The organism is Pseudomonas sp. HMSC065H01 (assembly GCF_001815235.1).
GTDB classification, from domain to species: domain Bacteria; phylum Pseudomonadota; class Gammaproteobacteria; order Pseudomonadales; family Pseudomonadaceae; genus Pseudomonas; species Pseudomonas aeruginosa.
Window position 1 is genome coordinate 1 of sequence record NZ_KV819881.1, and the last position, 22,656, is coordinate 22,656.

General features: G+C 68.6%; 20 protein-coding genes and 1 pseudogene. 15 read left to right on the forward strand and 6 right to left on the reverse strand.

Translation table 11 applies throughout. The features are described from left to right. From glyA to gcvT, 3 genes and pseudogenes are all read left to right on the forward strand, one after another. Positions 1–317: pseudogene (gene glyA / locus HMPREF3014_RS14750) on the forward strand (serine hydroxymethyltransferase); the annotation flags it as partial. Positions 318–364: 47 nt separating this feature from the next. Further along, positions 365–1,741: an L-serine ammonia-lyase gene (locus HMPREF3014_RS14755; protein WP_003112071.1), complete on the forward strand. Its 1,377-nt coding sequence runs from the start codon at positions 365–367 to the stop codon at positions 1,739–1,741. Between the two features lie 93 nt (positions 1,742–1,834). Further along, the gene (gcvT, locus tag HMPREF3014_RS14760) at positions 1,835–2,956 is read left to right on the forward strand and encodes a glycine cleavage system aminomethyltransferase GcvT (RefSeq protein ID WP_003122380.1); all 1,122 of its coding nucleotides are present in this window, start codon (positions 1,835–1,837) and stop codon (positions 2,954–2,956) included. A 45-nt stretch (positions 2,957–3,001) separates the two neighbouring features. Here gcvT and HMPREF3014_RS14765 read toward each other — a convergent pair whose 3' ends face one another. Further along, complete coding sequence (locus HMPREF3014_RS14765; protein WP_034068247.1) at positions 3,002–3,877, reverse strand: hypothetical protein; 876 nt, start codon at positions 3,875–3,877, stop codon at positions 3,002–3,004. Further along, positions 3,874–4,836 carry a polysaccharide deacetylase family protein gene (locus tag HMPREF3014_RS14770; RefSeq protein WP_003119383.1) on the reverse strand — a complete coding sequence of 321 codons (963 nt, stop codon included), beginning with the start codon at positions 4,834–4,836 and terminating at the stop codon, positions 3,874–3,876. Before HMPREF3014_RS14770 ends, HMPREF3014_RS14765 begins: the two co-directional genes overlap by 4 nt. Positions 4,837–5,523: 687 nt before the next feature. On the opposite strand from HMPREF3014_RS14770, the gene hflK (HMPREF3014_RS14775) reads away from it, so the two are divergent. From hflK (HMPREF3014_RS14775) to HMPREF3014_RS14800, 6 genes are all read left to right on the forward strand, one after another. Further along, positions 5,524–7,524, forward strand: a complete 2,001-nt coding sequence (gene hflK, locus HMPREF3014_RS14775) for a protease modulator HflK (RefSeq protein ID WP_023087472.1) — start codon at positions 5,524–5,526, stop codon at positions 7,522–7,524. A gap of 11 nt (positions 7,525–7,535) precedes the next feature. Continuing rightward, a complete protein-coding gene (gene hflC, locus HMPREF3014_RS14780; protein WP_023087473.1) occupies positions 7,536–8,567 on the forward strand; it encodes a protease modulator HflC in 1,032 nt (343 codons plus the stop codon). Further along, positions 8,564–9,604 (forward strand): protease modulator HflK, encoded by a 1,041-nt coding sequence (gene hflK, locus HMPREF3014_RS14785; protein WP_023087474.1) that lies wholly within the window; start codon positions 8,564–8,566, stop codon positions 9,602–9,604. The genes hflC and hflK (HMPREF3014_RS14785) overlap by 4 nt, the downstream gene beginning before the upstream one ends. A 153-nt stretch (positions 9,605–9,757) precedes the next feature. Further along, entirely contained in the window at positions 9,758–10,192 is a 435-nt protein-coding gene (locus tag HMPREF3014_RS14790; RefSeq protein WP_003089693.1) for a hypothetical protein, read from the forward strand. A gap of 28 nt (positions 10,193–10,220) precedes the next feature. Continuing rightward, a complete protein-coding gene (locus tag HMPREF3014_RS14795; protein WP_003139213.1) occupies positions 10,221–12,206 on the forward strand; it encodes a cation-translocating P-type ATPase in 1,986 nt (661 codons plus the stop codon). Further along, entirely contained in the window at positions 12,203–12,748 is a 546-nt protein-coding gene (locus HMPREF3014_RS14800; RefSeq protein ID WP_003102966.1) for a DUF4946 domain-containing protein, read from the forward strand. Before HMPREF3014_RS14795 ends, HMPREF3014_RS14800 begins: the two co-directional genes overlap by 4 nt. 118 nt (positions 12,749–12,866) lie before the next feature. Here the strand turns inward: HMPREF3014_RS14800 and HMPREF3014_RS14805 are convergent, their stop codons facing one another. After that, on the reverse strand, positions 12,867–13,136 hold the full coding sequence (locus HMPREF3014_RS14805; protein WP_003102968.1) for a hypothetical protein: 270 nt from the start codon (positions 13,134–13,136) through the stop codon (positions 12,867–12,869). Positions 13,137–13,250: 114 nt separating this feature from the next. Then, positions 13,251–14,165, reverse strand: coding sequence for a LysR family transcriptional regulator (locus HMPREF3014_RS14810; protein ID WP_003089677.1), 915 nt, complete (start codon positions 14,163–14,165; stop codon positions 13,251–13,253). A 400-nt stretch (positions 14,166–14,565) separates the two neighbouring features. On the opposite strand from HMPREF3014_RS14810, the gene HMPREF3014_RS14815 reads away from it, so the two are divergent. The 3 genes from HMPREF3014_RS14815 to HMPREF3014_RS14825 are packed head-to-tail and all read left to right on the forward strand — an operon-like array spanning position 14,566 to position 17,940. Beyond that, positions 14,566–16,740 carry an FUSC family protein gene (locus tag HMPREF3014_RS14815; protein ID WP_003160355.1) on the forward strand — a complete coding sequence of 725 codons (2,175 nt, stop codon included), beginning with the start codon at positions 14,566–14,568 and terminating at the stop codon, positions 16,738–16,740. Then, positions 16,730–16,939: a DUF1656 domain-containing protein gene (locus HMPREF3014_RS14820; protein WP_003116901.1), complete on the forward strand. Its 210-nt coding sequence runs from the start codon at positions 16,730–16,732 to the stop codon at positions 16,937–16,939. Before HMPREF3014_RS14815 ends, HMPREF3014_RS14820 begins: the two co-directional genes overlap by 11 nt. Next, the gene (locus HMPREF3014_RS14825) at positions 16,936–17,940 is read left to right on the forward strand and encodes an HlyD family secretion protein (protein WP_003116902.1); all 1,005 of its coding nucleotides are present in this window, start codon (positions 16,936–16,938) and stop codon (positions 17,938–17,940) included. Before HMPREF3014_RS14820 ends, HMPREF3014_RS14825 begins: the two co-directional genes overlap by 4 nt. 36 nt (positions 17,941–17,976) lie before the next feature. Here the strand turns inward: HMPREF3014_RS14825 and HMPREF3014_RS14830 are convergent, their stop codons facing one another. Then, positions 17,977–18,222 carry a hypothetical protein gene (locus HMPREF3014_RS14830; protein ID WP_003113070.1) on the reverse strand — a complete coding sequence of 82 codons (246 nt, stop codon included), beginning with the start codon at positions 18,220–18,222 and terminating at the stop codon, positions 17,977–17,979. 261 nt (positions 18,223–18,483) lie between these two features. Between HMPREF3014_RS14830 and ppk2 the strand changes: the two genes are divergently transcribed. Next, positions 18,484–19,398, forward strand: a complete 915-nt coding sequence (gene ppk2, locus HMPREF3014_RS14835) for a polyphosphate kinase 2 (RefSeq protein ID WP_003089666.1) — start codon at positions 18,484–18,486, stop codon at positions 19,396–19,398. A gap of 172 nt (positions 19,399–19,570) precedes the next feature. Beyond that, the gene (locus HMPREF3014_RS14840) at positions 19,571–20,584 is read left to right on the forward strand and encodes a GNAT family N-acetyltransferase (RefSeq protein ID WP_003116903.1); all 1,014 of its coding nucleotides are present in this window, start codon (positions 19,571–19,573) and stop codon (positions 20,582–20,584) included. Positions 20,585–20,660: 76 nt separating this feature from the next. On the opposite strand, the gene pvdS is transcribed toward HMPREF3014_RS14840, so the two are convergent. Then, complete coding sequence (pvdS, locus tag HMPREF3014_RS14845) at positions 20,661–21,224, reverse strand: pyoverdine signaling pathway sigma factor PvdS (protein ID WP_003116904.1); 564 nt, start codon at positions 21,222–21,224, stop codon at positions 20,661–20,663. Between the two features lie 643 nt (positions 21,225–21,867). Between pvdS and pvdG the strand changes: the two genes are divergently transcribed. Next, the gene (gene pvdG / locus HMPREF3014_RS14850; RefSeq protein ID WP_003116905.1) at positions 21,868–22,632 is read left to right on the forward strand and encodes a pyoverdine biosynthesis thioesterase PvdG; all 765 of its coding nucleotides are present in this window, start codon (positions 21,868–21,870) and stop codon (positions 22,630–22,632) included. The last annotated feature ends 24 nt before the right edge of the window (positions 22,633–22,656 follow it).

Below are 22,656 nucleotides of genomic sequence, written 5' to 3' on the forward strand. Positions count from 1 at the left end.
CCGACAACCACCTGATGCTGATCAGCCTGGTGAAGCAGGGGCTGACCGGCAAGGCCGCCGACGCGGCGCTCGGAGCGGCGCACATCACGGTGAACAAGAACGCCGTGCCGAACGATCCGCAGAGCCCGTTCGTCACCTCCGGCATCCGCATCGGCACCCCAGCGGTGACCACTCGCGGTTTCCGCGAGGGCGAGTGCCGCGAACTGGCCGGCTGGATCTGCGACATCCTCGACGATATCGACAATCCCGAGGTCGGCGAACGGGTCAGGGGCCAGGTCGGCGAATTCTGCCGGCACTTCCCGGTCTACGCTGATTGAACAGGAACGCCGCCATGGTGGTGGCCAATCCGCAAGCGGAGACGAGCATGTCCCTGAGTGTCTTCGATCTGTTCAAGATCGGCATAGGGCCGTCCAGCTCCCACACCGTGGGGCCGATGCGTGCCGCCGCGCGCTTTGCCGAGGGGCTGAGGCGCGAGGGGTTGCTGGAGGCCACTGCCAGCGTCAAGGTCGAGCTGTACGGCTCGCTCGGCGCCACCGGCAAGGGCCACGGCAGCGACAAGGCGGTACTGCTCGGCCTGGAGGGCGAGCAGCCGGACACGGTGGATACCGCCGCGATTCCCGCTCGGCTCGATGCCATCCGTTCCAGCGGCGAGCTGCGCCTGCTCGGCGAGCGGCCGATCCGCTTCGTCGAGAAGGAACACCTTGCGCTGATCCGCAAGCCGCTGGCCTACCATCCCAATGGCATGATCTTCCGTGCCTTCGACGCCGCCGGCCTGCAGGTCCGCAGCCGCGAGTACTACTCGGTGGGCGGCGGTTTCGTGGTCGACGACGAGGCCGCCGGCCTCGACCGCATCGTCGAGGACCGCACGCCGCTGGCGTTCCCCTTCAAGACCGCGCGGCAACTGCTCGACCATTGCGTCCGCGAAGGCCTGTCGATCAGCCAGTTGATGGCCGAGAACGAGAAGGCCTGGCGCCCCGCCGAGGAAACCCGTGCCGGCCTGCTGCGTATCTGGCAGGTGATGCAGGACTGCGTCGAGGCCGGCTGCCGCAACGAGGGCATCATGCCCGGCGGACTGAAGGTCAGGCGCCGTGCGGCGGCGCTCCACCGCCAGTTGTGCCAGCGGCCGGAGGCCGGTCTGCGCGACGCCCTCAGCGTGCTCGACTGGGTCAACCTCTACGCCCTGGCGGTGAACGAGGAGAACGCCAGCGGCGGCCGCGTGGTGACCGCGCCGACCAACGGCGCGGCGGGGATCATTCCGGCGGTTCTGCATTACTACGCGCGCTTCATCCCCGGGGCCGACGACGACGGCGTGGTGCGCTTCCTGCTCACCGCCGCGGCGATCGGCATCCTCTACAAGGAAAACGCCTCGATCTCCGGCGCCGAGGTCGGTTGCCAGGGCGAGGTCGGCGTGGCCTGCTCGATGGCTGCCGGGGCGCTCTGCGAAGTGCTCGGCGGTAGCGTGCAGCAGGTCGAGAACGCCGCCGAAATCGGCATGGAGCACAACCTCGGGCTGACCTGCGACCCGGTCGGCGGGCTGGTCCAGGTGCCCTGCATCGAACGCAACGCGATGGCTTCGGTGAAGGCGATCAACGCCGCGCGCATGGCCCTGCGCGGCGACGGCCAGCACTTCATTTCCCTCGACAAGGTCATCCGCACCATGCGCCAGACCGGCGCCGACATGAAAAGCAAATACAAGGAAACCGCGCGCGGCGGCCTCGCCGTGAACATCATCGAATGCTGAACCGCGCCGCTGCGCCGGCGCTTCTTTTTTCTTTCCCGACAATCGATCGCGGCTCTCCGGCAGACAGGAGGCCGGGATGCCATGGAGTGAAACATGACCGCAGAAACCCTCGCCAAGACGCCCCTGCACGCCCTGCACCTGGAACTGGGGGCGAAGATGGTGCCCTTCGCCGGCTACGACATGCCGGTGCAGTACCCGGCCGGGGTGCTCAAGGAGCACCTGCACACCCGCGAGCAGGCCGGTCTGTTCGACGTTTCGCACATGGGCCAGATCCGCCTGGTGGGCGCCGATGCGGCGCTGGCCCTGGAAAGCCTGGTGCCGGTGGACATCCTCGACCTGCCGGTGGGCCAGCAGCGCTACGCGTTGTTCACCGACGAGCAGGGCGGGATCCTCGACGACCTGATGGTGGCCAACCTCGGCGATTGCCTGCTGCTGGTGGTCAACGCCGCCTGCAAGCACCAGGACCTGGCGCACCTGCGTCGTCACCTGGAAGACCGTTGCAGCGTCGAGCCGCTGTTCGAGGAGCGTGCCTTGCTCGCTCTCCAGGGACCGGCGGCGGTGCGGGTGCTGGAGCGCCTGGCGCCGCAGGTGGCGCAGATGACCTTCATGCAGTTCGCCCGCGTCGAGCTGCTCGGCCAGGACTGCTACGTCAGCCGCTCCGGCTATACCGGTGAAGACGGCTACGAGATCTCCGTGCCCGCCGCCCATGCCGAGGCCCTGGCGCGGCGCCTGCTGGCCGAGCCGGAAGTGGCGCCGATCGGCCTCGGCGCGCGCGACTCGCTGCGCCTGGAAGCCGGCCTGTGCCTCTACGGCCACGACATGGACAGCGCCACCACGCCGGTCGAAGCCAGCCTCGGCTGGGCCATTTCCAAGGCGCGCCGCGCCGACGGCGTGCGCGCCGGCGGCTTCCCCGGCGCCGAGCGGATCTTTGCCCAGCAGGCGCAGGGCGTTGCCAGCAAGCGCGTCGGTTTCCTGCCGCAGGGGCGGATGCCGGTGCGCGAGGGCGCCGAGATCGTCGATGCCCAGGGGCGGGCGATCGGCAAGGTCAGCAGCGGCGGTTTCGGTCCGAGTCTCAACGCGCCGCTGGCCATGGGCTACGTGCCGAGCGAGCTGGCCGGCCTGGGCAGCGAGGTGACGGCGATGGTGCGCGGCAAGCCGGTGACCCTGGTGGTCAGCAAGATGCCCTTCGTGGCGCAGCGCTACTACCGCGGTTGAGCACTGGCCCTCTCTCGCCTCGGCGGGAGAGGGCGGCGACCGGCCTCACGGGTGTTTCGGCCGCTGCCGTTGCAGGCCCAGCTTCTTGGCCCGGTGGAATACCGCTGCGCGGGTCTTGCCGGTCTGCTGCGCGCACCATAGCGAGCCGCGCTGCTGGTAGTGCTGGCGCAACAGATCTTCCTCGGACTTGCTCCAGATCGCATTGTTGCGGTCGCGCCCGCTGTGCGGGGAAAGCTCCTCGGCCTTGCTGGCGACACTCTGGTAGCTGCGGCCGAGCATGTAGGCGCACCAGGCCAGGCTGCGCTTGCTGCCGTGGCGGCGGATGAACTCGACTTCTTCGCTGGACCAGGCGGCCGGTGCCTTCGGCGGCGCCTTGCGGTCCAGCGAGCGGGCGAGGGCGGCGCGGGCGCGCGCCACCGCCTGGTCGCCGGGATTGTTGCGGCGGGTCACGCCGAGGGCGCGGCGCCAGCGCCCCACCAGGCTCGGACTGAAACCCCACCAGAACTGCACCGACTCGGCGCATTCGGTACGTACCGCGCGCAGCAGGTCGCCGCAGAGAATCGGCGAAGGGCGGCCGCTGCGCTTGCGCGTCGGCCAGCGGAACAGGCCGTCGGTGAAGCCGCCGACCTCCACGGCGCCTTCCAGCTCGTCGACCAGCCAGTCGCCGGGGATCACCAGTGGGCTGGTGTAGGGCGCGCCGAGCAGCAGGTGGTTGATGGTAGCGACAGAGGTAGGGGTGTCTGCAGTCATGGGACGATCCTTGCTGATACCGGGCCAGCTGGGCTGGCCATATCCCTGAGAGCGGCGTCGCTGCGGCATGGCGGGCGACGGCGCGTTCGCTTCCCGTGGTTCGGGCGGTCTTCCGGCGGAGGGCGACTGCCTGTCGCGCCTCCTTGGCAACGGGCTGGAAGCCATGCTCATGGGCGGGCTCCACGATAGATGCGCCAGGCCAGCCGGCCGGGACGGGCGGCGATCGCCGCATCCACCTCGATGCGCGGCAGGTCCAGCGGGTCGCAACGGGTATCCACCAGGCCATTGCGCGCGCCGAAGGCGAAGCGGTAGCCAAGCCGACCGAGGGCGGCGCGCAGGCCGGGTTGCGCGGCGGGTGTGGTGCGAGCTTGGCAGAACACCGGCAGGGGGGCGGCGCAATGCTGCTGGAGCTGGCGGTGGGCGCGGCCGAGACAGTCCTCGGCGCAAAGGCCTGCCGATGGGTGCGGCTCCTGTCCGCGCAGGCCGAAGCGAAGCAGGCCGCTGTTTTCCAGGCGGCGGACCCGCTCCCAGTCGCCAGCGCTGTACGGTGCGGGAACCGGGCAGGCCGCGTGCAAGGCCTGCTGCGAGGCCGGGTCGAGGCGTTCCAGCTTGCGCAGGAGGAGGTCGAGGTTGCGGCTGCGACGCTGGTCGTCGCCGGTGCGTTCGAACACCGCCATGAGTGCCGCGCCGCTGTAACCCTCCAGCAGTTCCAGCAAGGGTCCGGCGGCAGTCGCATCGGCCTGCCAGAGCGTCTCGGCCACCGCTTCGCGCCAACTGCGCGGGTCACCGCCGATGAAGGCGCTCGCCGGCATTTCGTAGCGTTCCAGCAGCGGATAGACCAGCTCGGCCAGTTCCGCAGGGTTGCCGTCGACGCTCAGGGCGATCCGCAGGCAGGCTGGAGCGGGGCCTTCGAGCAGGTGTTCCAGGGGCACGCAGAGGAAGTGCCGCTGTAGCCATAGCAACAGGGTTTCCAGGCCCTGACGATCGAGGCAGTGGCCTTGCCGGTGCGGCAGGGTCGCGCGCCGGCGATCCGCGACTACCGGTCCCAGGCGCAGCACGATACCGTTCTGGCGCAGCCGGCGCTGGCCTACGGAGGAGTTCAGGAACGTCATCCCGATCAGGCTTCGCATGGCTTCCCCCGGCTCATCGACGATCCGTCACCGGCGATCGTTCCCTGCGCGCGGCAGGGCTTTCGCCAGCCTGTCCGGAGGCTGTGCCATGGACTCCGGCCCCGGCAGTCGATTCGGTCATGGGCGAGCCTCCTGGGGTAATCCGCACAAACGTTTGCTGCGACCACGCAATGCGTGGCTCGAACCGGGGCTTGGCGAGGCCCCGGCGGTTGTTCGATAAGGACTGCATGGCACCGGATAACGCTACAAAGGATCGATATGATTCTTTTTTGACGCTATCACAGTCGATGGTCGGATTATTGACGCTCTGCCGCTGTTATAAAACCGTCAGGCTATGCGAAAAGGCCTGCCGGCTACGCGTCGAGGCCCGGAATGGCGTGCCTTTGCGGGGGAGATGAGGGCTCCGGTAGGCCTATGCGGATTGGTTATAAGAAATCCGATTTGAATGAGAATTGCCGACGAATGGTCGTTTGCACGGATGTCCGGTGGTTTTTCCCGGCTGCTTAGAACCTTTCGATTGGTTAGGTGTTGCCCAGGGTGCTGCACACAGACTCTCGTCTTCCAGTCAAGAGCCTTGGGATGCAGACTGTTTTTCAAATCATGACAACTTCTTAACGCGCATTGTTATAAAGTTGCGGGCGTTTGCGCCGGCCTGGCCGGTACCTTCGAGTTTTGCCTGGAGTGAAGATGAGAGTCGACCTGGACGCCGAGGGCGTCGCCGCCGAATCGCTGCCGCGTTTCCAGCAGGCGCCCCGGCAGTTGCGCCAGCTGTGGCGATGGGCAGCGGCCAGCGTCGCCTTGGCCGCCGCCTGCGCCGTGCTGGGGTTCTTCATCGGCCTGTTCGCCGCCGACTCGCTCTGGCCGCCGCTGCTGTACAACCTCGGCGCGGCCTGGCTGGTCCTGTTCGCCGGTCTGCACGCGGCCTACCGGGTCGCGGCCTGGCGTTGCGTGGTCCTCGGCGCGGAGGCCAGCGCGCGGCCTGCCTGGCTGCGCTGGCAGCGGGACGAACCCGACGCCACCGCCGACAGCGCCTATGAACGGCTGCTGGAGCGCCTGGGCCAGGCCATCGCCCACGGCCTGGCCCAGCTCGGGCACGCTGCGCTGTGGCTGGCGGCGAGCGCGGCGCTGGCGTTGTGCCTGGTAGCCGCCGGCTGGCGTCTCGACCTGCCGCCGGCCAGTTCCGGGCAAGCGGCCGACCTCGCCATCGGTATCTGCCTGCTGCTGGCCTTCGCGGTGCTGGTGCTGGAACGTCGCCTCGCCAGCCAAGGGCCGGTGCAGTGGCCGGAAGCCCCGGTCCTCGGGCAACTGGCGCGGGCGTTGATCGGTACCCTGGTGCTGGCCGCCCTCTGTCTGTTCCTGGCTCGCCAGGGACACCCCTGGGCCCCGCGCCTGGCGGTACTGCTCGGCCTGTTGCCGGCGGCGCTGGCGCTGGAGTTGCTGGGTAGGGCGATCCTGGCGATGTTCGCGCCGCAGCGTGCCGGCCTCGAACCGCGCCTGGTCGCCACCAGCCTGCTGGCCGACCTGTTGCGCTGGCCGCCGCGTCCCCTGCAGCGTCTGCAGCATGAGTTGCACCAGCGCTTCGGCATCGACCTGCGCCAGGTCTGGGCCTTCGGTTTCATGCGGCGGGCGTTCCTGCCGGTGCTGGCGGTGGTGTCGCTGAGCGGCTGGCTGCTCAGCGGCGTACGCGAGATCGGCATGGATGCACGGGGTGTCTACGAGCGCTTCGGCAAGCCGGTCGCGGTGCTCGGCCCCGGCCTGCACCTGGGGCTGCCCTGGCCGCTGGGGCGGGTGTTGGCGGTGGAGAACGGGGTGGTCCACGAGTTGGCCACCAGCGTCGCCGCCGGCGACGGCGGAGCCGAGCCGCTCGCGCCCGCCGAAGGTCCGGCCCCGGATAGCGCCAACCGCTTGTGGGACGCCTCCCACGTCAGCGAGAAATCGCAGGTCATCGCCAGCCTGGCCGACCATCGGCAGAGCTTCCAGATCGTCAACATGGACGTGCGCATCGTCTACCGCATCGCTCTCGACGACGCATCGGCGCTGGCGGCGACCTACCGCAGCGCCGACGTGCCGACGCTGGTGCGCAGCACCGCCAGCCGCGTACTGGTGCATGCCTTCGCCTCGCGGACCCTCGATGAGGTCCTCGGCGAGCAGCGCGCGGGCCTGGCCGAGCAGATCGGCCAGGCCGTGCAGGCCGATCTCGACCGCCTCGGCAGCGGCGTCGAGGTACTGGGCGCGGCGGTCGAGGCGATCCATCCGCCGGCCGGTGCGGCGAACGCCTACCACGCGGTGCAGGCCGCGCAGATCACCGCCCAGGCGCTGATCGCCCGCGAGCGCGGGCAGGCCGCCGCGCAGCGCAACGAGGCGCAACTACAGGCCAGCGTGGCGCACGACCGGGCCAGCGCGCAGGCCCGCGAGACCCTGGCCGCCGCGCAGGCCGCCGACCGGCGTTTCGCCGCCGAGCGGGAAGGCTATGCCGACGCCGGCCAGGCTTTCCTGCTGGAGGCCTACTACCGCCAGCTCGGGCTCGGCCTGGGCAAGGCCAACCTGCTGCTCATCGACCACCGCATCGCCGGCGCCGGCGCGCCGACCATCGACCTGCGCAGCTTCGGCCTCGGCCGCCTGGATTCCCCGTCTTCGTCCCGTCCGTCCGCCGCTCCGGCGTCCGCGGCCGGGCAATCCGCACCATGAGGAGAGCGCTCTTGAGCCTCGGTCACTCCCACTCGCACAGCCACCACGAGCATCATCACGATCACGATCACGATCACGATCACGATCACGGCCATGGCGCACAGGCCGCGCCGCCCTGGCGCCGGCTGCTGGTCGCCGCGCTGCTGGTGCTGTTCGCCGTCGCCGCCGCTTGCCTGGTGCAGGTGCGTTCCGGCGAGGCGATGGTCATCACCCGTTTCGGCAACCCGGCGCGGGTCCTGCTCGAACCGGGCCTGGCCTGGCGCCTGCCTTTGCCGTTCGAGAGCGCGATCCCGGTCGACCTGCGCCTGCGCACCACCTCCAGCGGCCTGCAGGACGTCGGCACCCGCGATGGCCTGCGGATCATCGTCCAGGCCTACGTGGCCTGGCAGGTCCAGGGCGACGCCGACAACGTGCAGCGCTTCATGCGCGCGGTGCGCAACCAGCCGGACGAGGCTGCCCGGCAGTTGCGCACCTTCGTCGGCTCGGCGCTGGAAACCACCGCCAGCGCCTATGACCTGGCCGACCTGGTGAATACGGAGGCGTCGCGGGTGCGTATCGGCGACTTCGAAGCGCGCCTGCGCGAACAGATCGACCATCAGTTGCTGGCGACCTACGGGGTCAAGGTGGTGCAGGTCGGCATCGAGCGGCTGACCCTGCCCAAGGTGACCCTCGGCGCCACCGTCGACCGCATGCGCGCCGAGCGCGAGACCATCGCCACCGAGCGTACCGCCGAGGGCCGTCGCCAGGCCGCGGAGATCCGTTCGGCGGCGGAGCGCGACGCCCGGGTGATCCAGGCCGAGGCTTCGGTGAAAGCCGCGGAGATCGAGGCCCAGGCACGGGTCGAGGCGGCGCGCATCTACGGCAAGGCCTACGCCGGTTCGCCGCAGCTATACAACCTGCTGCGCTCGCTGGACACCCTCGGCACCATCGTCAACGGCGATACCCGGCTGGTCTTGCGCACCGATGCCGCACCGTTCCGCGTGCTGGTCGACGGGCCGCCGGCGCTCCCCGCCGAAGCGCCGGCCAACGGGCGCCGGCCATGAGCGGCGAAGCGCGCGAGGGGCTGCGCAGCCCCTGGCTGCAGGCCGGACGCCTGGCGTTCCTCGCACTGTTCGGCGTGACCCTCCTGGCGGCGCTGGCCTGGGCGTTTTCCAACGTCCGCCAGATCGGCCCGGAGAACCGCGCCGTAGTGCTGCGCCTGGGCGCGCTGGAGCGCCTGGCCGGTCCCGGCCTGCTGCTGGCCTGGCCGCAGCCGCTGGAGCAGGTGGTGCTGCTGCCGTCCGCCGAACAGGTGATCGAACGCCGCGTCGAGGGCCTGCTGCGTTCCGAGCAGGCGCGTCGCGCCGACCTCGACGTCAGCCTGTCCAGCGACGCGCTGGCCGGCTCCGGCTACCTGCTGACCGGCGACGCCGGGGTGGTGCAACTGGACGTGCGGGTGTTCTACAAGGTCGACGACCCGTACGCCTACGTCCTCCAGGGCGCCCACGTGCTGCCGGCGCTGGACCGGCTGGTGGCGCGCAACGCCGTGCAGGTCTGCGCCGCGCGCGACCTGGACACCATCCTGGTGGCGCGCCCGGAGTTGCTCGGCAACGACAGCGCGGTCGCCGAGCGCCGCGAACGCCTGCGCGGCGACCTGGTGCAGGGCATCAACCACAGCCTGGCGGCGTTGGCCGCGGCCGGCAGCGGGCTGGGCATCCAGGTGGTGCGGGTCGACGTGCAGTCGAGCCTGCCGCGCAATGCGGTAAGCGCCTTCAACGCGGTGCTGACCGCCAGCCAACTGGCCGAGCAGAACGTCGCCAAGGCGCGCACCGAGGCGGAGAAACTCACCCAGGCCGCCACCGAGGGGGCCGACCGCACCCTGCAGGTCGCCCGCGCCGAGGCCGGCGAACGGCTGGCCCAGGCGCGCCGCGACACCGCCAGCATCGTTGGCCTGGCCCCGGCGCTGGGCGCGACCGATGCCGGCCTGCTCTGGCGCCTGTACCGCGAACGGGTGCCGGCGATCCTCGGCAAGGCCGGTTCGGTCGGCAGCGTCGATCCGCGCGACGATGGCCGCCTGATTCTGCAAGGTGGGCAGCCATGAGCCGCTGCCCGACGGTGCCCTTCGCGGGCTGTGAAACAATGGACGGACAAGCGAACGTGAAACGGCTACCCTGCGTCGGCATCAACCTTCGGTACGCGCTTCCGCCAGCGGAACGCGGCGCCGAGTCGAACAACCAGGCGAACGGGACGGGCAATGACGGCAGGCGGTATTCCATTCACGGGCAACGGTGCGCGGCTATCACCCGGCAGGGCCCTGCTGTGCGGGCTGGCGCTGTTGCTGTGCGGCGGCGAGGCGCTGGCGCGGCAGTTGCCGAGCGACATGCTGGTGGGCTTCGTGGCCAGCGCGCAGTACCCGGTCATCACCCTGAAGAAACCCAAGCAGAGCCTGCTGCGCAGCGTGCTCACCCTGGGGCTGGGGAAGAAGACCGTCAGCTATTCGGTGGCGCCGTCGGTGCGCATCCGCACGGCGCAGAACCTGTTCATCGTCTATGGCCGCATGCCCCAGCTCAAGGGCAGTTTCGTCGGGCTGAAGAGCGACAACAACGGGCAGGTCAAGCAGATCTGGGAGCTCACCGAGAAGGAAGCCCTGGACTACGTACGCCGGCCGGACGCGCGCTTCCCGCAATAGCCGCCGCGGCTCGCCCCGGGAGGTGCGCATGAGCGAGCCGACCGCCCACGGCAGCCATGGCGGCTGCGCGCATCACCATCATCACCTGCCGTTCGGCGGCGGCCTGCTCAGCCGCGACGAGCAGCGCCGCGCCGCGCGCCAGCTGAGCCTGGCGATGCTCGCCCTCGGCCTGTTGCTGCTCGGCCTGGCCTGGCGCTGGCTGGCGGCGGACCAGGCCGGGGTCAGCCAGATCCTGCTCGGCGTCGCGTCGCTGCTGGTGGCGCTGCCGGTGGCCCGCTCGGCCTGGGACAGCCTGCGGCATCCGAGCCTGCACGGCGTCACCGACCAGTTGATCGCGCTGGCCATGCTCGGCGCCTGGGCCAGCGGCGACCTGCTGACCGCCGCGCTGCTGCCGATCATCATGATCTTCGGCCACGTGCTGGAGGAGCGCAGCGTGATCGGCTCCCAGGAGGCCATCGCCGCCCTCGGCGAGCTGACCCGCAGCCATGCCCGGCGGATCGAGGCCGACGGCAGCCTGAGCGAGGTGGACAACGCCAGCCTGCGAGCGGGCGACCAGGTGGAAGTGCGCGCCGGCGACCGGGTTCCGGCCGACGGGCGGGTCCTGCAGGGCCAGGCCAGTCTCGACACCGCGCCGATCACCGGCGAGTCGGTGCCGCTCGAGGTGGCGCCGGGGATGGAGGTCTACGGCGGCGCGATCAACCTCGACGGCCTGCTGCGCATCGAGATAACCCGTACCGGCGAGGCCTCGACCCTGGGCAAGGTGATCGGCCTGATGCAGCAGGCCGAGCGCGCCAAGCCGCCGATCACCCGCCTGCTGGAGCGCTACGCCGGGCAGTATATGTTGCTGGTGTTGCTGATCGCCGCGGTCACCTGGTTCGTCACCAACGATGCCCAGGCCATGCTCGCCGTGCTGGTCGCCGCCTGTCCCTGCGCCCTGGTGCTGTCCGCCCCGGCCACGGCTATCGCCGGGATCGCCGTGGCCGCCCGTCATGGCATCCTGATCCGCAGCTCGGCCTTCCTCGAGGAACTGGCGGACCTGACTTCGCTGGTGGTCGACAAGACCGGCACCCTGACCCATGGCAGCCTGCGCCTGCAGGCGCTGCGCCTGGCCGATGCCGCCGAGGAGGCGTCGGTGCTGCGCCTGGCCGCCAGCCTCGGCGCCGCCAGCAGCCATCCGGTGAGCCGAGCGCTGGCGGCCCTGGCGGCGCACGATGCCTATCATCCATTGAGCGATATCCGCGAACGCCAGGGGTTCGGCGTGGTCGCACGAACAGCGGCGGGCGAAGCCGCCCTCGGCCGGCCCGAGCTGTTCCAGCAACTGGGCATCGACGCCGGCGAGGTGCCGGCGCACGAGGGACCGATCGCCGGAATCGCCCTGGACGGGCGCTTCCTCGGCTGGCTGCTGCTGGCCGACAGCGTACGCGCGGAGGCCGCCGAGGCCCTGGCCGATCTACGCGAACTGGGTCTGGGCCGGCAACTGTTGCTGACCGGCGATCGCCAGGCGGTGGCCGACGCCGTGGCCAAGCAGGTGGGGATTCGCCAGTTGGTGGCGCAGGCGTTGCCGGAGGACAAGTTGCGCCAGGTCGGCGCGGAGATCGGCAGCGGTTTCCGGCCGATGGTGGTCGGCGACGGCATCAACGATTCGCTGGCGCTGAAGGCCGGTGTGGTCGGGGTGGCAATGGGCGCCGGCGGCGCCGACATCGCCCTGGCCTCGGCGGATATCGTGCTGATCGGCAGCGACCTGCGCCGCCTCGGCACCTGCGTGCGGCTCAGCCGGCAATGCCGGCGGACCCTGCAGGTCAACGTGGCGATCGGCCTCGGCTGGACCCTGGCGATCGTCGCCGCGGCAGCCTTTGGCCTGCTCGGCGCGGCCGGGGCGATGGTCGCGGCGCTGCTGCACAACCTCAGCACCTTGCTGGTGCTGGGCAATGCCGGACGCCTGCTGCGTTTCGAGGAGCCCCTCGGGCAGCCCCGGCCGGCCGTGGAGGGACGCGAAGAGGAGGGTACACCGTGAGGCAGGCGCAAACGCGACGCAACGGCTGGCGCTGGCTGGCCCTGGCGGTCGGCACGCTGTCCGCGCTGAGCCTGGCCGAGGCGTCGATGGCGCGCTGGCCGGCGGGCTGGCAGGTCAGCGACCTGCCCGCCGCGCAGCCCGGCCAGGCCGGCGCCGGCCAGCGCCAGCGCGCGGTCAAGTTGCAGGCAGACGGCTCCCAGGCACTGGTGATGGAGGTAACGCGGATGCCCCTGCAGAGCGGGCAGGCAGTGAACCTGGAGAAAGTCCTCGGGCACATGCGCAAGCTGGTGCAGATCGAGTTCCTGCGCAACGGCCTGCAGACCGCCTGCACCTCGCCGCAGCCGTCCACCACCGGCGGGCTGGCGGCGCTGGAGACCACCTGCACCATTCGCCAGCGCGGCGCCGTGGTGATGAAGCAGACCTTGCTCGCCGCGGCCGGCAAGACCTCGGCCTATTCGCTGTCCTATGCCGGCCTGGCCGAGGCCTACGACGCCAGCCAGGCGGAAATCCGCGCGGTACGGGAAAGCCTGCGCTTCGAGTGAGCGAAATCGGACGCGGTCGGGGCGGGGGCTGGAGTGTCGGCGGATAACGCCTGCGGAGGGTTGCATTGGGGTAGGACGGATAACCGCTTGCGGTTATCCGCCTTGCGTCTGTCGCGGATCATTTCTTGCCGGTGTTCTGCAGGATCTGCAGGGCCTGGGTGGTGGCGGTGATGCAGCCCTTGGTGTCGCCGCTGGCCTGGTCCTGCCTGGCCTTGGCCTGGAGTTCCTTGACCTCGGTGACCCGCGCACCGGTGACCGAGGTCTTGCCGCGCACGGCGAGGATATCGTCCAGCTTCTGCAGGTTGGCGCCGCACAGGTCGGTGCTTTCGGCGGCTTGGGCGGTGCCGCCGAGCAGGGCGGCGGCGATGAGCAGGGTACGCACGATCATGGCAGTTCTCCTTTGTGGGCCGGGTGGCCGGACGGGGGAGAGACGACAGGCTCCTGGGAGTCTTCTCCGCATGCCCAGTATCTGACCGGAGCCTCGCCGGAATGGTTCGGTCGCTCAGCCGTTGCCCCAGGGCGGGATCGACAGCGCCTGCTGGAGATGCTGGATGAACGCCTTGACCTTCGGCGACATCGCCGCCGCCCGCGAATACATCGCGTAGATCACGTCGTCGAGTGGGCGCAGGCCGGGCGCGGCGTCCACCAGGCGGCCGTTCTTGAGGTCCTCGGCGACGATGAACAGCGGCAGCAACGCCAGTCCCTGGCCGCGCAGGGCGGCGTCGCGCATGGCCTGGCCGTTGTTGCTGCTGAAGCGTCCGCGTGGCGAGACGGCACGGGGCTTGGCGCCGGGGAACGCCGGTTCGAAGGTCCAGACCTGGCTCGGCGTGGCGTTGTTGTAGCCCAGGCACTCGTGCTGCATCAGTTGTTCGAGGGTGTCCAGCGTGCCGTGGCGTTCCGCGTAGTCGGGGCTGCAGCAGACCACCCGCTGGCTGTTGGCCAGCGGCCGGGCGATCAGCGAACTGTCGTCCAGGCGGGTGACGCGGATGCTCAGGTCGTAGCCTTCCTTCTCGAAGTCGGTGAGGCGGTCGTCCATCTGCAGGACGATCTCCAGGCGCGGGTGCTGGCTCATGAAGTCGGCGATGATCGGCGACAGCCAGAGGGTGCCGAAGCTCATCGGGGTGACGATGCGCAATTCGCCGCACAGGTCGTTCTCGCGCAGGGCGACAATCTCCGCGGCGTTGTTGAGTTCCTGCAGCGAGGCCTTGGCGGCCTTGTAGAAGAAATGCCCGGCCTCGGTCGGCTCGACGTTGCGCGTGGTGCGATAGAGCAGGCGGACGCCGAGGCGTCGTTCGAGATCGCTGACACGCTTGCTGATCACCGACTTGGACAGGCTCATGCGCTCGGCCGCCGACGTCACGCTGTTGAGTTCGGCGACGTTGAGGAAGGCTTCGATATCGTCGAAACGCAGGCTCATCGGTGGGCCCACGATACAGTGGCAATCGCTCGACGCATTCTCGGCTCCTCCTGGTCGTTTTCCTTGGGCTTTCTATCCGCTTGATTCGCAAGCTAAATCGATCCAGCCTTGAGCAAGCTTACCCAATCGAAAGGCGCCGCAGCGTTCGTTCTCAGCGAAAACGGTTTTCGCCTGGACGCGCTACCGGGAAGGCCGTCGGGGCTTTTACCCTGTAGCCGCGACTCGTCGCTCCGTGGCCGACCGCACCTGCCCGCCCCCGTAGGCGGCCACGGATTTCCTTGCGCCTTCTAGACTGGAAGCGAACCCGCCGCATGAACCCCGAACGAGAAACCAGCATGTCGAGTCGCTTCATCGCCGCCTGGTCCGCGGCCAACCGTTGCCTGGAGGTGCGGGGCCGGGCATGGAAGGGCTGAAATTCTACGCCCGCTTGCTCTGGCGGCCGCCGCGGGAAACCCTGCTGTTCGCCCTGCGCACCGTCGCCGCCGGGCTGCTGACCCTGTACCTGGCCTTCCTCTTCGACCTGGAGCAGCCGAAGTGGGCGCTGATGACCGTGGTCATCGTCAGCCAGCCGCTGGCCGGGATGGCTCTCAAGCGCAGTTTCGCCCAGGTCCTCGGTACCTTCGCTGGCGCCGTGGTGGCGGTGCTGATCATGGCGCTGTTCGCCCAGCAACCGTTGCCGTTCTTCGTCGCCCTGGGACTCTGGCTGGCGCTCTGCACCGCCGGCGGCACCTTGCTGCGCTACACCGACTCGCACGCCTTCGTGCTCAGCGGCTTCACCGCGGTGATCGTCGCCGTGCTGTCGATTCCCGATCCGGAAAACACCTTCATGCTCGCCGTGGTGCGGGTCACCGAGACCCTGCTGGGCGTCGCCTGCGTGGCCCTGGTCAGCCTGCTCAGCGCGCGACCGCAGGCGGTGGCGAAGGGCTACTTCGCCCAGGTCGACGGCCTGATCCGCAGTACCGCGCGGCACGCCGCGGCGGTGATCCGCGGCGACGAGGGCGACGAGTCGTTCAACCAGCGGCAGATGCAACTGGTCGCCAGCATCACCGCGCTGGACGGCCTGCGCCGGCACCTCTATTTCGACGCGCCGAACCTGCGCCGCGCCGATGGCCTGGTGCAGTTGCTGGGTAACCTGCTGGTGCTGATGGCCTCGCGGCTGTTGCTGCTGCGCCAGCATCGCCTGCTGGTGCGGGCGCACTGGGTCGGGCCGTTGCCGGCGGATATCCAGGCGCTGCTGGATCGTGCGCTGCGGGTGCTGGACGCGCTGGCCGAGCAGGGGCGGGCGGTACCCTCCGAGGTGCTGGAGGAGTTCCAGGCGGTGCGCCAGGCCTTCGATGCCGCGGCGACGCGCGCGGAGTCCTACGACGAGGCGCTGAGCCCGGCGCTGCGCCCGCAGGTGGCGATCCTGCGCTGGGAATACGCGCGGCTGTTCCAGCGCCTGGGCGAAGTGCTCGAACTCAACGATGCGATCCAGTCCGGCCGCCAGGCCAGCAGTTTCTACCGCCGTGGCCAGGCGCAGGCGCTGCACCTGGACTGGGCACTGGCCTCGATGAACGCCGTGCGCGCTTTCGTCGCCTTATCCTGCGCCGCCTGGCTGTGGATCACCAGCGCCTGGAACGGCGCCCTCAGCAGCCTGCTGCTGGTCGGCGTGATGTGCTCGCTGATGGCGACCTTCCCGCGTCCGCTGCTGGCGGCGCAGAACTTCCTGCGCGGGCTGCTGCTGGCGATCCTGATCTCGGCGGCGCTGCTGTTCGTGCTGTTGCCGGCATCCGCCGACTTCGAGTGGCTGGCGCTGTGGATGGCGTTGCTGCTGTACGTGGTCGCGGTCGGCCTGAGCAGCCCGCTGAGCGCCGGGATCGCCATGGGCATCGGCCTGGAGACCCTGCTGATGGTGGCGCCGCAGAATATCGCGGTCTACTACAGCAACGCTTCGCAGTGGTTCGAGTTCGTCGGCGGCTTCCTCGCCGCGGCGGTCCTCGCCGTGCTGGTGTTCGCCTTGGTCTATCCGTTCCGCGCCGACCCGCGCCTGCGCCGGCTGCTCTACCTGTCGCGCCAGGACGTCGCGGAAATGTCGCGCTGCGAGGCCAGCGAGGCGCAGCGCTTCGCCTTCGAGACGCGGATGATCGATCGCCTGGCGGTGATGGTCGGCCTGCTGCCGGCGAGCCAGGAGCCGGCTGCGGCGGAACGTTTCCAGTGCGCCCTGGGCTGCGTGGTGATGGGCGTAGCGTTGAACCGCCTGCGCGAGCCGCTGCATGACGCCGGGGTGGTGCCGCTGGAGTTGCAGCCGCTGCTGGGCGAGGCGCTGCGCGAGGTCGCCGCCTACATAGCCGGCGGCGCGGACGCCCCGCGGCAGGACCTCGCCCTGGCCGCCCTGCGGCGTTTCGGCCGGGGCCTGGAGGCCTTGCTGGCGCAGCCGTCGAAGGACCTCGGGGCGACGCGGCAGCGCTTCATCATGAATGTCGCGGTACTGATCCTGCAGCAGTCGCTGCAACGCTATCGGACGCTGCTGGAGGAGGACCGCGGCGCACCGGCGGTCGTCGAAGAACCAGAAGAGGAGGGCGGACATGCCCGCTGATGTCGAGGTCGGGGGCGCCTACCTGCCGCCGATCGCCCAGGCGTTGCTGCTGGCCTGGCTGATCCTGCTGCTGCTCAACCCGCTGTTGCGGCGCTTCGGCGTGTTGCAGCGGGTCTGGCACGAAGCGCTGTTCCAGGGCGCGTTGTACTGCGCGATCTGCGCCGGTCTGATCCTGTGGATGGGAGAGATGTCCCGATGAACCTGTTGCAAGGCAAATGGCCGCGCCTGGCCACCCTGCTGGCGGTGCTGGTGGCGGCGGCGCTGGTGTTCCTCGCCTGGGAACGCTACACCCGCACGCCCTGGACCCGTGACGCGCGGGTCCGCGCCGATGTGGTGACGCTGTCGGCGGACGTTTCCGGGCTGATCACCCGGTTGCCGCTGAGCGACAACCAGCCCGTGGAGAAGGGCGAGCTGCTGCTCAGCATCGATCCGGCGCGCTATGAACTGGCGGTGCTGCGCGCCGAGCGCGCGGTGAACGTGGCGCGGGCGGCGCTGGGCGAGTCGCGCGCGGCGATCGAGGCCAGCCAGGCCCAGTTGCGCCAGCGCCGCAGCGAGGCGCAGCGGCGCTCGGCATTGCAGAAGCGCTCGATGCTATCGGTGGAAGAGAACGAAAAGGCCCAGACCGACGTCAGCCTGGCCCAGGCCGAGTTGCTGAGGAACCAGGCCAGCCTCGGCCTGGCCCAGGCCAACGTGGAGCTTGCCGAAGCCGCCTTGCAGCAGGCCCGTCTCGACCTCGAACGTACCCAGGTGCGCGCCCCGGTCAGCGGCTACGTGACCAACCTGCAGACCCGCGAGGGCGACTACGCCCACGCCGGGGTGCCATTGCTGGCGCTGGTGGACCGCGATTCGTTCTATGTCAGCGGATACTTCGAGGAGACCAAGTTGCCGGGCATCCGCGTCGGCAGCCGGGCGCGGGTGGAACTGATGAGCGGCGAGCGCTTCGACGGGCGCGTGCAGAGCATCGCCCATGCCATCACCGACCGGGAGAATGCCGAGGGCTCGCGCCTGCTGGCGAACATCAACCCGAGCTATACCTGGGTCAAGCTGGCCCAGCGAATTCCGGTGCGCATCGCCATCGATCCCGCCTATCGCCAGCGCAACACCTTGCGCGCCGGCGTGACCGCGACCATCCGGGTGCTGCCCGCGGAGGACACCGCGAAAGTCGATTCCGCGGCGCCCGGGACTGCCTTGCGGCCTTGAGTCAGGCCGAACCGGTCAGTCTGTGCCGGTCATGGCTCAGGGTTGTTCGCGGACGATTTCCGCCAGGTGCAGGATCAATCGCTCGTCAGCCTGGTTGCCGCTCTGCTGGCGGAATTGCCTGGCCTCCTCGCGGGCGCGCTGGAAGGCCGCATCGACGCTGGCCTGGCCATGGCTGTCGCGAATCCACAGGTAGAGGCCCATGACCAGGCTCTGCAGGGTGGCCAGGTCGCTGCTCTGGGCATTCAGCGCATCGATGAGTTGCTGTTTGGAAAACGCTTGCATGGTCGATCTCCGATCAATGGCGCCGCAAGGGCGCGGTTCGCCCCGGCGGTCGCCGGGGTGCGCGGAGCATGTGGAAAGTGCGGAGAGGCTGGCCAGCTTAGGCCAAGTCATTCAAATGATTAGGGAATTTTCTGACTTTCAGTGGCCTTTCGACTGTTTTCGACGGCGGGCGATCGCTACGTTTTCATCGAACCGTCACCAAACCGTCATGAAGGCGCGCCTAGCATTCGCGGTATTTCGGCATGACGTGGAGAGCAGCGCATGGACTCCTATGGCGATACCTCGGGCCGCATCGGTCGCGACTGGCTCGATCGACACGACGAAGAGCTGGAGCAGGAACTGCTCGACGACGAGCTGAACCTGGACGAGCTGTTCGGTCCCGAGCAGGAGGATGCGCCCGGCGAGTTGAGTCGGCGCCGCTATTTCCGCGAACTGTTCCGCCTGCAACGGGAACTGGTGAAACTGCAGAACTGGGTGGTGCACACCGGGCACAAGGTGGTGATTCTCTTCGAGGGACGCGACGCGGCGGGCAAGGGCGGCGTGATCAAGCGCATCACCCAGCGCCTCAACCCTCGGGTCTGCCGGGTCGCCGCGCTGCCCGCGCCGAACGACCGCGAGCAGACCCAGTGGTATTTCCAGCGCTACGTCTCGCACCTGCCGGCCGGTGGCGAGATCGTCCTGTTCGACCGCAGCTGGTACAACCGTGCCGGGGTCGAGCGGGTCATGGGTTTCTGCAACGACGAACAATACGAGGAATTCTTCCGCAGCGTGCCTGAGTTCGAAAAGATGCTGGCGCGCTCGGGCATCCAGTTGCTCAAGTACTGGTTCTCCATCTCCGACGCCGAGCAGCACCTGCGTTTCCTCAGCCGTATCCACGATCCGCTCAAGCAGTGGAAGCTCAGTCCGATGGACCTGGAGTCGCGGCGGCGCTGGGAGGCCTACACCAAGGCCAAGGAAACCATGCTCGAACGCACCCACATCCCCGAGGCGCCCTGGTGGGTGGTACAGGCCGACGACAAGAAGCGCGCGCGGCTGAACTGCATCCACCACCTGTTGCAGCAGATGCCCTACCGGGAAGTTCCGCAGCCGCCGGTACACCTGCCGGAGCGCCTGCGCCACGCCGATTACGTCAGGCATCCGACGCCCGGCGAGATCATCGTGCCGGAAGTCTACTGAGCCAGTGGGCGCCGCGTACTTCGCTCACTCGGGTTCTTCCTTGTTCCTCCGGCCGCGCCTCTGGATGACGCTGGCGCCTCGACGCGCGCGTTGCCGCCTGGCTCGCGCGCGCTTAAATTTCCTCCTTCACATGACGTTCCTCTGAGAACAACTCCGTGTCTCGAGTCCGATCATGCCCCTGTTGAATTCCCTGACTGTATTGCCGTTGCCTGGCGGGCAGCGTTTGAGTGGCGACGAAACCGATAGCCGGCTCAGCCTTGCCCTGGATGGTGCGTTGCTGTTGCGCCTGCGCCTGGAGCGCACAGACACGGAAATACGGCTGGCGGTGGAGGAGCTTCCCGGCGGCGATGCCGAGCATGCGTTGTGGGCCGCCAGCTACTGGCTGTTCGCCCGCGATCCGGATTGCCAGCGGCTCGTCTGGTCGCTGTCCTGGGAACCCGAAGAGTCCCTGGCGAAGGGGATGCTGACAGGAGCCGCCGCAGCGGGCACCTATGTCTGCGAGAGGGGCCGGTTCTGGCAGTTGCCATGGCCCTGGCTGCCGCTTGCCCAGCCGTGCTATCCCCAGTCGATGCAACTTACCGATGGAAAGCGTCATCCGCTGCGCCGGCCGAAGCCCAGGGGAGAGGTCTACCGGCGCTTCGATGCGCGATTGGGATGCTGGATATCCTTGCGTACCCTGGACATCGAGAGGGACCTGGAGCGTTTTCATCGCTGGCAGAACTCGCCCAGGGTGGCGGAGTTCTGGCAGGAGGATGGAAGCCTGGAACAACATCGCGAGCGTTTGCGCCAGCTCGAGGCGGATCCTCATGCACTGGGGCTCATCGGCTGTTTCGACGATGAGCCCTTCGCCTATTTCGAGGCCTACTGGGCGAAGGAGGATCGCATCGCGCCGTTCTACGTGGCCGAAGACTACGACCGCGGGATCCACATGCTGGTCGGCGAGGAGGCCCACCGGGGTCCGCACAAGGTCGCCTGCTGGCTATCGGCACTGGTCCACTACCTGTTTCTCGACGACCCGCGCTCGCAGCGAGTGGTGGCGGAACCGCGCGCAGATAACGCGCGGATGATCGGTCACATGCACAACCTGTGCTTCCACTGCGAGAAGGAGTTCGACTTTCCGCACAAGCGGGCGGCGCTGATGATCATCGGCCGCGAACGGTTCTTCGAGCGCTGTCGTCTGGCCTGACGGGGCGGGAAGAAGCTCGAGGCGTCCGGCGGACGCCAATAGAGAAACGGGCAGGCGCAATGCCTGCCCCTGTGTCTCAGCGACGCGCGCTCAGGTTCGCCAGATTGTCGCCCTGGCGCTCGGCGGTGACCTTGCGGCAGTGCACCAGGGCGTCGCGGATCATGAAGTTGACCAGGGTCGGCGAGACGCCCAGTTCCTTGGCGATGTCCTTCTGTGGCACGCCGTGCAGGCGGTACATCTCGAAGGCGTAGCGGGTGCGCTTGGGCAGCTCGGTGAGGGCATCCGCGATGTGTTCGAGGGTCGCGTAGTTGATGTGCGAGGTTTCCGGCGAGGCGCCCTGGATCACCACGTTCAGGCCTTCTTCCTCCGGCCCCGAGTATTTCTGTTCGAGCGCCTGCTTGCGGTAGTGATCGATGGCCAGGTTGCGGACGATCTGGAACAGGTAGCTGAGCTGTGCCTTGAACGACGAAGTGATCTGCGGCGCCGACTGGAGCCTGAAGAACGCATCCTGGACCACATCTTCGGCTCGCGAGCGGCAACCGGTAATGCGGGCGGCGATCTTCACCAGGATCGTACGGTTATCGACGAATGCCTGGAGGAGCGGGGTATCGCATCTGCGGGTAGACAGTTGTTCCGACATGGAAATCACCTTGCTGCGGAGGGGGCTGCAGAGCACTGGCGGTGGGGTAAGACCCACACATGGCGCAACAAATTATGTTGAATGATAATGATTGTCAATTACGAAGAAATAACCAATCTCACCTTTATTCGTGAATGGTCCGCATGCTGGCAAATAGCCGCTGCGAATGATGGAGGGGAGAAATTCTTCGGCGTTTCAGAAGGATGGCCGCGCCAATGTTGCAGTCATGCGTCGCAGACGAAATTTTTTTAATAATCTTTAGGAATCAGCTAGTTAGAAATCGGTATTGACCGCCTCGCCGCTCCTGCCGGCGTTCCGCGCAAGAACTGCGCTAAGGCGCTGCGACAACCGTTCCCGGCTGCTCCATGGCGTACATCGCTATCACCGATGCGGCGATAGCGCCGGGCACAACCCATCAGAATGGATAGGGGTTGGCGTCCTTTCGCGCAATGCTCCGCGGTTGCCCGGAGATTGCGGTTACATGCGCTAATTATTTGCCGTTGTTATCCGTTCCCCTCTGTGACAGCGCGGGCAGGTGCCCGGCGCCCCGGCGTGCGCAGCAGGAGACGGAAATGCCGATCGATCATGGGAAAGCGCTCTGCCCCGGACGAGGGCCACGACAGCGGCGCAAGGAGGTCGGCAGGTGAGCCCGGCCGTTTCCCTGCAATTGTTCTGCCTGCCTTATTCGGGGGCCAGCGCCACGCTGTTCCGCCGCTGGCAGCCCAGCCTGCCGGGCTGGATCCGCTTGCTGCCCCTGGAATTGCCGGGGCGCGGCCTTCGCTTCGGCGAGGCCCTGCATACCGATGCCGCCAGCCTGGTCGCGCAATTGGCCGGCGAGCTGCAAGGCACCCTCGATAGCGCTTCTCCCTACGCCTTCTTCGGCCACAGCCTGGGCGGGCTGCTGGCCTTCGAACTGGCCCATGCCATGCGTCGGCGCGGCCTCGAAGGGCCGCTGGCGCTATTCCTCTCCGGTGTATCCCCGCCCGCCGAAAACGATGTCAGCGGCTACCGGCGCGCCAAGGCCGACGCCGAGCTGGTTGCCGCGTTGCGCGACTACCGGGGTACTCCGGAGGCCGTCCTCAACGATCCGTCGCTGATGCAGATGCTGTTGCCAGTGGTGCGAGCGGACTTTCTCGTCACCGGCAGCTACCGCTACCAGGCGCATGGGCCGCTGGACGCGGCGCTGCACCTGTTCGGCGGACGCGAGGACAGCCTGCGCAGCGCCGAGTTGCTCGGCTGGCTGCATGAGGCCGGGGGCGACTTCACCCTCGACCTGCTCGACGGGCAGCACTTTTTCATCCGTGAACAGCAGGGGCAGTTGCTGCGCCTGCTGCGTCGCTACGCCGGCCAGCATCTGCTGCGCTGGCACAAGGACAAGGTCCGGGGAAGCATGCGCGCCGCCAGTTGAGGGGCGGCCGCGACGACTGTTTCC

Coding starts and splice junctions, on each gene's coding strand:
- HMPREF3014_RS14805 (WP_003102968.1), bottom strand. CDS start 13,136: ATGATCGTGCGTACCCTGCTCATCGCCGCCGCCCTGCTCGGCGGCACC.
- HMPREF3014_RS14830 (WP_003113070.1), bottom strand. CDS start 18,222: ATGCAAGCGTTTTCCAAACAGCAACTCATCGATGCGCTGAATGCCCAG.
- hflK (WP_023087474.1), top strand. CDS start 8,564: ATGAGCGGCGAAGCGCGCGAGGGGCTGCGCAGCCCCTGGCTGCAGGCC.
- HMPREF3014_RS14765 (WP_034068247.1), bottom strand. CDS start 3,877: ATGAGCATGGCTTCCAGCCCGTTGCCAAGGAGGCGCGACAGGCAGTCG.
- ppk2 (WP_003089666.1), top strand. CDS start 18,484: ATGGACTCCTATGGCGATACCTCGGGCCGCATCGGTCGCGACTGGCTC.
- pvdS (WP_003116904.1), bottom strand. CDS start 21,224: ATGTCGGAACAACTGTCTACCCGCAGATGCGATACCCCGCTCCTCCAG.
- HMPREF3014_RS14755 (WP_003112071.1), top strand. CDS start 365: ATGTCCCTGAGTGTCTTCGATCTGTTCAAGATCGGCATAGGGCCGTCC.
- HMPREF3014_RS14790 (WP_003089693.1), top strand. CDS start 9,758: ATGACGGCAGGCGGTATTCCATTCACGGGCAACGGTGCGCGGCTATCA.
- HMPREF3014_RS14795 (WP_003139213.1), top strand. CDS start 10,221: ATGAGCGAGCCGACCGCCCACGGCAGCCATGGCGGCTGCGCGCATCAC.
- HMPREF3014_RS14825 (WP_003116902.1), top strand. CDS start 16,936: ATGAACCTGTTGCAAGGCAAATGGCCGCGCCTGGCCACCCTGCTGGCG.
- HMPREF3014_RS14820 (WP_003116901.1), top strand. CDS start 16,730: ATGCCCGCTGATGTCGAGGTCGGGGGCGCCTACCTGCCGCCGATCGCC.
- gcvT (WP_003122380.1), top strand. CDS start 1,835: ATGACCGCAGAAACCCTCGCCAAGACGCCCCTGCACGCCCTGCACCTG.
- HMPREF3014_RS14815 (WP_003160355.1), top strand. CDS start 14,566: ATGGAAGGGCTGAAATTCTACGCCCGCTTGCTCTGGCGGCCGCCGCGG.
- hflK (WP_023087472.1), top strand. CDS start 5,524: ATGAGAGTCGACCTGGACGCCGAGGGCGTCGCCGCCGAATCGCTGCCG.
- HMPREF3014_RS14770 (WP_003119383.1), bottom strand. CDS start 4,836: ATGCGAAGCCTGATCGGGATGACGTTCCTGAACTCCTCCGTAGGCCAG.
- HMPREF3014_RS14840 (WP_003116903.1), top strand. CDS start 19,571: ATGCCCCTGTTGAATTCCCTGACTGTATTGCCGTTGCCTGGCGGGCAG.
- HMPREF3014_RS14810 (WP_003089677.1), bottom strand. CDS start 14,165: ATGAGCCTGCGTTTCGACGATATCGAAGCCTTCCTCAACGTCGCCGAA.